Source organism: Pseudomonadota bacterium, from assembly GCA_010028905.1.
Taxonomy (GTDB): Bacteria; Vulcanimicrobiota; Xenobia; order RGZZ01; family RGZZ01; genus RGZZ01.
In genome coordinates, this window is the sequence record RGZZ01000282.1 from 1 (window position 1) to 6,843 (window position 6,843).

General features: G+C 68.0%; 8 protein-coding genes. All 8 read left to right on the plus strand.

What is annotated here, in order from left to right; genetic code table 11:
* Positions 1–1,020, plus strand: a 1,020-nt coding sequence (locus tag EB084_16840) for a hypothetical protein (GenBank protein ID NDD29924.1), incomplete at its 5' end; no start/stop codon positions are given.
* A complete protein-coding gene (locus EB084_16845) occupies positions 1,017–1,916 on the plus strand; it encodes a futalosine synthase (protein ID NDD29925.1) in 900 nt (299 codons plus the stop codon). The genes EB084_16840 and EB084_16845, both read left to right, overlap by 4 nt.
* A complete protein-coding gene (gene mqnC / locus EB084_16850) occupies positions 1,913–3,031 on the plus strand; it encodes a dehypoxanthine futalosine cyclase (GenBank protein ID NDD29926.1) in 1,119 nt (372 codons plus the stop codon). The genes EB084_16845 and mqnC overlap by 4 nt, the downstream gene beginning before the upstream one ends.
* 106 nt (positions 3,032–3,137) lie before the next feature.
* Positions 3,138–4,052 carry a 2-phospho-L-lactate transferase gene (locus tag EB084_16855; protein ID NDD29927.1) on the plus strand — a complete coding sequence of 305 codons (915 nt, stop codon included), beginning with the start codon at positions 3,138–3,140 and terminating at the stop codon, positions 4,050–4,052.
* On the plus strand, positions 4,049–4,696 hold the full coding sequence (gene cofC / locus EB084_16860) for a 2-phospho-L-lactate guanylyltransferase (GenBank protein ID NDD29928.1): 648 nt from the start codon (positions 4,049–4,051) through the stop codon (positions 4,694–4,696). Before EB084_16855 ends, cofC begins: the two co-directional genes overlap by 4 nt.
* Entirely contained in the window at positions 4,693–5,436 is a 744-nt protein-coding gene (gene cofE, locus EB084_16865) for a coenzyme F420-0:L-glutamate ligase (GenBank protein NDD29929.1), read from the plus strand. The genes cofC and cofE overlap by 4 nt, the downstream gene beginning before the upstream one ends.
* A 63-nt stretch (positions 5,437–5,499) precedes the next feature.
* On the plus strand, positions 5,500–6,489 hold the full coding sequence (locus tag EB084_16870; GenBank protein ID NDD29930.1) for a TIGR03557 family F420-dependent LLM class oxidoreductase: 990 nt from the start codon (positions 5,500–5,502) through the stop codon (positions 6,487–6,489).
* Positions 6,490–6,553: 64 nt separating this feature from the next.
* Positions 6,554–6,843: LLM class flavin-dependent oxidoreductase (locus tag EB084_16875; GenBank protein NDD29931.1), on the plus strand; the 290-nt coding region annotated here is incomplete at its 3' end.

Below are 6,843 nucleotides of genomic sequence, written 5' to 3' on the forward strand. Positions count from 1 at the left end.
GCCCTCCACGAGACCATCGACCGTGGTGGCCGCATCGCAACCGACGATGCGTGCACCCTGCTCACCCATCCGGACATCCTCGCGGTCGCCGCCATGGCGGACGCGGTGACCCGCCGCAAGTGGGGCGACCAGGCGTTCTACAGCGCCCCCACACGCGTCTCTCTCCTTTCCGCGTGCAGCGCGACGTGCGCGATCTGCGCCCCCCTCCCCACCGACCTCGCGAGTCGACTCGCCGAGCAGGTCGGTGCGTCGGCGGCGGAGATCCATCTGGTGGGTCTGCCCGCGCAGCTGCGACTCGACGCGCTGACCTCCCTGATCCGGTCGCTCAGAGACCGGCTGCCGAGTGCCTGGATCCAGGGCTTTGGGGCACCCGATCTGAACACCCTCGCCCTCCGCGAGGCGTGTGGCGCGGGCGACGTCGCCACCGCGCTGCAGCGTGCAGGTCTCGACGGTCTGCTGGGCCTGCACGAGGAGGTGTGCACCCAGCACGGTCGCCGGCTTCTGCCCGATGACCTCGACCCCTCTCCGACCGCTCTGTCGGCGGTCGAACAGGCACACGCCGCCGGGCTCACCTCCATCGCCACCCTCACCTACAGACCCGGTGACGACGCAACGTCGATCGTCGCCCGTCTCGATGCGCTTCGCGAGCGGCAGCGCGCCAGCGGAGGGTTCTCGGTGTTCACCGCGCTCCCGATCGATCTCGAAGCGGGCACCCAAGATCGCGAGACCCCCAGCGGATATGAAGACCTGCGCATCATCAGCGTGGCGCGCCTCTTCCTCGACAACATCCCCCACATCCGGGCCCCCTGGCTCGCACTGGGCCTCAAGATGGGACAGGTGGCCCTCTCGTTCGGCGCCGACGACCTCGGCTGGGCGCCGCTCGATCCACATGCGCGGGCCTACTCCCCCTCGACCTCGTTCATCAGCCTCGATGAGGGCGAGCTCGTTCGGCTGACGGCCGCCGCGCGCCGTCGAGCGACGCGCGTCGACGGCGCCTACCGAGCGTTGGCCGCCGTATGACGCTGCGCCTCGGTCTCATCGACTACGTCAACATCTTTCCCCTCACCCACCCATTGGAGGAAGAGGGGCGATGGCGCTTCGAACGCGCGACCCCAAGCACCCTGAACCGCCTCCTCGCAGATGGTGAGCTTGATGCCAGCCCTGTGTCGTCCATCGAGTACCCGCGTCATGCCGACCGCTACGTCCTGCTGCCCGACATCTCCATCTCGAGCGGCGGAGAGGTGCAGAGCGTCGTGCTCTTCAGCCGCATTCCCCTCGAGCAGCTGCACGATCAGCCGCTCGGCATATGCGCATCCACGGCGACATCGAGAGTGCTGCTGCGCATCGTGCTCGAAGACCACGTGAACGTGACCCCCCGCTACCTCGAGCACGCGACCCTCGAGGGCGCGCTCGAGGGACAGTGGCCCGCGGTGCTGCTCATCGGCGACGACGCCCTCGCCTTCCGGCGTGCAACCTTGCAGAGCCCGGCGCTGCGCGATTTCTCTCCCCACGACCTCGGCGCCCGATGGACGGCGCTCACCGGCCTGCCCATGGTGTTCGCCGTGTGGGCCGTGAGACGGGAGGTGGCCTCTTCCCCCGAGGTGGCCCGCCTCATCGATGATCTCCGCGCCTCCCGCGAACAGGGGAGCCTGCTCCCGCCGTCGCTTCTCGCGCGGGCGCAGACGCGCACCGGACTGTCGCACGAGGCGCTGATCGACTACTACCGACGCCTCCACTTCACCCTCGGCCCCCGCGAAGAGCGCGCCCTGCTCGCGTTCTACGCGCGGGCAGCGGCCAAGGGGCTCTGCCCCCCCTGCGCGCGCATCGAATACGCCCTCACCCTCCCCCCGTCGACGGTGGCGCCCGCAATGGGCGCAGCCTGCCTGGGGGGAAGCCCACTCGGAGGAACGCCATGACCCTCGCCATCTCCGACGCCCTCGACGCCACCGCGGCGACGGCACTCATCGCACGCATCGAGCGCCGCGAGCGGCTGCGCCCCGCCGACGGACGCGCGCTCTTCGACCTCGATCTCATCGCCCTCGGACGCCTGGCCGACGAAGAGCGTCAGCGACGCCACCCCGGCAACGTGGTCACGTTCATCAAGGACCGCATCCTCAACTACACCAACGTCTGCATCACCGACTGCCAGTTCTGCGCCTTCTACCGCAGGCCCAAGCACCCGGAGGCCTACCACCTCCCCCTCGACGAGATCCTCGACAAGATCGGCCAGACCGTCGAGATGGGCGGCACCCAGGTGCTCATCCAGGGCGGCCATCACCCCTACCTCAAGATCGAGTACTTCGAAGACCTGTTCCGCGCCATCAAGCAGCGCTACCGCATCACCGTGCACTCGCTCTCCGCCCCAGAGATCGACCACATCGCCAAGGTCTCGAAGATCTCCATCCGCGAGGCGCTCGAGCGGCTGCACGCGGCGGGGCTCGACTCGCTTCCTGGGGGGGGCGCCGAGATACTGGTCGATCGCGTGCGCAAGGAGATCAGTCCCAAGAAGGTCAGCGCCGATCGATGGTTCGAGGTGCACGAGACCGCCCACGCGATGGGCTTGAGAAGCACGGCCACCATGGTCTTCGGCCTGGGAGAGACCCTCGAGGAGCGAATCGAGCACCTCGAGCGCGTTCGCGACCTGCAAGATCGCACGGGCGGCTTCCGCGCCTTCATCCCCTGGTCGTTCACGCCCTATCGCAGCGAGATGGAAGCCTCGAGCGACGCCCCTGGTGGTGTCGACTACCTGACCACCATGGCGGTGGCGCGACTCTACCTCGACAACATCCGCGACCTGCACTGCGGCTGGCTCACCGAAGGCCGCAAGCTCGCCCAGATGGCGCTTCGCTTCGGCGCCAACGACCTGGGTGGGATCTTGATGGGCGAGAAGGTCATCGAAGCCACCGGCGTTGACTTCCAGATGAGCGTCAACAACGTGCTGAGCATGATCCGCGGGGCGGGATTCACCCCAGCGCAGCGCGACACCACCTACGCGGTTCTCCGCGTGTACGGCCCAGACGAGTGGGATTGAAGGCGATGATGGCGATGCGTCAGCGTCAGGGCGTGACAACGCCGTGACCCCTCTTCACGAGAGCCTTCGCACCGTGGCCCTGGCAGGCGGTGTGGGCGGCGCCCGCATGGCCGACGGTCTCTACCGCGCACTGGCGCCCGACTCCCTCACCGTCGTGGTGAACACGGGAGACGACTTCGAGCACTTCGGGCTCACGATCTGCCCCGACCTCGACACGGTCATGTACACGCTGGCGGGAATGGCCGATCCGGTGAACGGCTGGGGCGTGGCAGGCGACACGCGCCACGCCATGCAGCAGCTCGCCGCGTATGGTGCCGATGACTGGTTCATCGTGACCGACCGCGACCTCGCAACCCACGTGCGCCGGACCCATCTGCTGCGCCAAGGCGGCTCGCTCACCGCCGTCACCGATGCGCTGAGGGAAGCCCTCGGCGTGCGGGCACGGCTGCTGCCCATGGCTGATCGACCCGTTTCGACCTGCATCGTCACCCAGGCCGGGGAGCGATGTGCGTTCCAGGAGTGGTTCGTGCGACGCCAGCAGCGCGACCCCGTGGCCACGGTCGAGTTCACCGACGTCGCGCTCGCCCACGCTCCCGCGGGGGTGAGCGAGGCCCTTGCCCAGGCCGAGCTCGTGGTGGTGTGCCCGTCGAACCCGTTCCTGAGCGTGGCCCCGGTGATGGCCGTGCCAGGGCTTGCCGACAGCCTGCTGGCCAGTCCGGCCCTGCGCGTGGGCGTGAGCCCCATCGTCGGGGGCCAGGCGCTGAAGGGGCCCGCAGCGGCCATGCTGGCCTCGATGGGACACGAGGTGAGCGCCCTCGGCGTGGCGCGGCTGCAGGCTGGGCTCGTGCATACGTTCTTCATCGACGAAGCCGACGCGCATATGGCCGACGCGATTGCCGGCCTGGGCATCGAGCCGGTGGTTGCCCCCATCATCATGCGCGGCCCCGACGACCGCGAAGCCCTGGCGCGCCGCATCATCGCGCACGCCGTAGCGCGGCGCGCGTTGGCCTCTTCGCCATGAGGGTCGCGGCCGTACCGGTGAAACCCATGCGGGACGCGAAGAGCCGTCTCGACGTCGATGATCGCGGCGAGATCGCCATCCGCATGCTCGACCACGTGCTCGAAGCACTGGTCACCTCACAGTGCTTCGACCGCATCGCGGTGGTATCACCCGACCCCGCCGTGCTCGCGCGGGCGGAACGCGCCGGTCTGGTCGCTGTCGAGCAGCGTTCGATCGGCCTCAACCCCGCCTGTGAGGAAGCCGCCGCCTGGGCACGGACCTGTGGGGCCGACCTGCTGCTGCTCGCCCACGCAGACCTCCCCCATCTGCGCCCCTACGACGTGCGCCAGATGGTCGAGAGCACGGAAGCGGTCTGGAAGAAACCGTCATCCGCCCTTCGCCGCGCGCGCGCGCAGGGTTTGGTGGCCCTGGCACCGGACCGACACGGCACGGGCACGAACGTGCTCATCGCCTCCCCGCCCGACGTGATGCGCTTCGCCTTCGGAGTCGACAGCCGGATGCGCCATCGCGAGGCCGCTCGGCGGGAAGGCGTTGCGCTGATCGAGTTCGTGTCGGCGGGAACCGCGTTTGACGTCGATACCTCTGCCGACATGGCCGAGACCCCCCCTACACTCGAAGCGCCGCTGCTGGAGTGCACCGCATGAGCGTCACCTTCACCCCCGTCACAGGGCTTCCGGAGATCTGCGCCGGCGACGACCTGGGAGCGCGTCTGGCCACGCATCTGAGAGGTGATCTGGAGACGGGTGACATTCTCGTGATCACCCAGAAGATCGTGAGCAAGGCCGAGGGACGGCTGGTCGCACTCGAAGAGGTTCAGCCCTCTCCGCTGGCCGAGACGTTCGCGCGGGCCCACGACCGCGATCCGCGCCACATCGAGGTCGTGCTGCGCGAGAGCCGGCGCGTGCTGCGCATGGCGGCTGGAGGTCTGGTCATCAGCGAGACCCACCACGGCCTCGTCTGCGCGCACGCCGGGGTCGACATGTCGAATGTCGACGGCGGGGAGACAGCGTGCCTGCTGCCCGTCGACCCGGACGCGTCCGCCCTCGCGCTGCACGAGCAGCTGAAGGCGCTGCTCGACCTGCACGTTCCCATCATCATCTCCGACTCGTTCGGACGGGCGTGGCGCAACGGCATCGTCAACGTGGCCATCGGGGTTGCTGGCATGGAGGCCCTGACCGACTACCGGGGTCAGGTCGATGCGGGCGGCTACGAGCTGAAGGCCAGCCTCATGGCCACTGCCGACGCGCTCGCGGCCGGTGCCGAGCTGGTGTGCGGAAAGAGCGACGGCGTCCCGGTGGTTCGGGTGCGTGGCTTTGGCTACACGCGCGGGGCCGGCAGGGGTGCCGACCTCATTATGGAACCTACCCGAAACCTGTTCCCGTAGCCTGCGCCTCCGCCAACACGACAGACGCGCAAGCGCGACCCAGATAGCTAGAGGGAGACCGGCATGAAGAAGTTCATTGGCTATGCGGCGATGTTCGAGCAGTTCGCGCCCAACCCGCTCCTCGACTGGTGCGTAGAGGCTGAAGCCGCTGGCTTCGGCGGCATCATGACGAGCGACCACTTCAACCCGTGGACGCCGCAGCAAGGGCAGAGCGCCTTCGTGTGGACCTGGATGGGTGCCCTCGGCCGGGTGGTCTCCCTGCCGTTCATCACAGGCGTGACGCCCCCAGGCTACCGCTACCACCCGGCGGTGGTTGCGCAGGCCGCAGCCACCACCGAAGCCATGTTCCCGGGGCGCTTCACGCTGGGGCTGGGCGCGGGAGAGGCGCTCAACGAGCACATCATCGGCGGCTACTGGCCCGAGGCGCCAGAGCGGGTCGAGCGTCTGTTCGAGTGCATCGAGATCATCCAGAAGCTGTTCACCGGCAAGAACGTCAAGCACGCGGGCAAGTACTACAAGCTCGAATCGGTGCGCCTGTGGACCATGCCCGAAGCGCCGCCCCCCATCGTGGTGGCGACCTCCGGACCCATCGTCAGCACCAAGACCGGACGCCTGTGCGACGGCATCATGACCGTGGGCGCCGCCGACGAGAAGATCAAGATGCTGCTGGGCAAGTTCGAGCACGGCGCCAAGGAGGCCGGCAAGGACCCGAGCGCTATGCCGCGCATCCTGCAGCTGCACGTCTCGTGGGATCTCACCCACGAGAAGGCCACCGAGAACGCCATCAAGGAGTGGCCGAACGGCGGCATGAACTTCCCCAAGGCCGACATCCGCGATCCCGAGGTCTTCGAGGCAATGGCCCGTCTGGTGCGCCCGGAGCACTTCGTGGGGCGCGTGCACATCTCTGCAGAGGCTGACTTCCACGTCAACCTGATGCAGCACTTCGTCGACATGGGCTTCGACCAGATCTACGTGCACAACGTGGGACGCAACCAGTCGGAGTTCATCCGCTTCTACGGCCAGGAGGTGCTGCCCCGGGTGAAGTGGGCCTGACCCGCCGACGAGAGCAGAACTCGACTCTTCAGTGTCGATTGATACGAGAGGGAGACGTGGCCTGATGCTGACATTCGGTTTCACCATGAAGATGGACTGGGAACCCCCGCAAGTCATCGAGCTGACACAGAAGGCAGAGAACGCGGGCTTCAGGTACGGCTGGCTCTTCGACTCGCATGTGCTGTGGCAAGACCCCTACCCCTATCTCGCGCTGATGGCCCAGAGCACGCAGCACATGCGCCTGGGGCTGTGCGTCACCAACCCCGTGGTGCGTGACGTCACGGTCACCGCAAGCGCGCATGCCACCCTCGACCGCATCTCGAACGGCCGCGTCGACCTCGGCATCGGCCGCGG

Excerpts from the sequence above, each read along its gene's own strand:
- EB084_16845 (NDD29925.1), top strand. The coding sequence starts at position 1,017 with ATGACGCTGCGCCTCGGTCTCATCGACTACGTCAACATCTTTCCCCTC.
- mqnC (NDD29926.1), top strand. The coding sequence starts at position 1,913 with ATGACCCTCGCCATCTCCGACGCCCTCGACGCCACCGCGGCGACGGCA.
- EB084_16855 (NDD29927.1), top strand. The coding sequence starts at position 3,138 with ATGGCCGACGGTCTCTACCGCGCACTGGCGCCCGACTCCCTCACCGTC.
- cofC (NDD29928.1), top strand. The coding sequence starts at position 4,049 with ATGAGGGTCGCGGCCGTACCGGTGAAACCCATGCGGGACGCGAAGAGC.
- cofE (NDD29929.1), top strand. The coding sequence starts at position 4,693 with ATGAGCGTCACCTTCACCCCCGTCACAGGGCTTCCGGAGATCTGCGCC.
- EB084_16870 (NDD29930.1), top strand. The coding sequence starts at position 5,500 with ATGAAGAAGTTCATTGGCTATGCGGCGATGTTCGAGCAGTTCGCGCCC.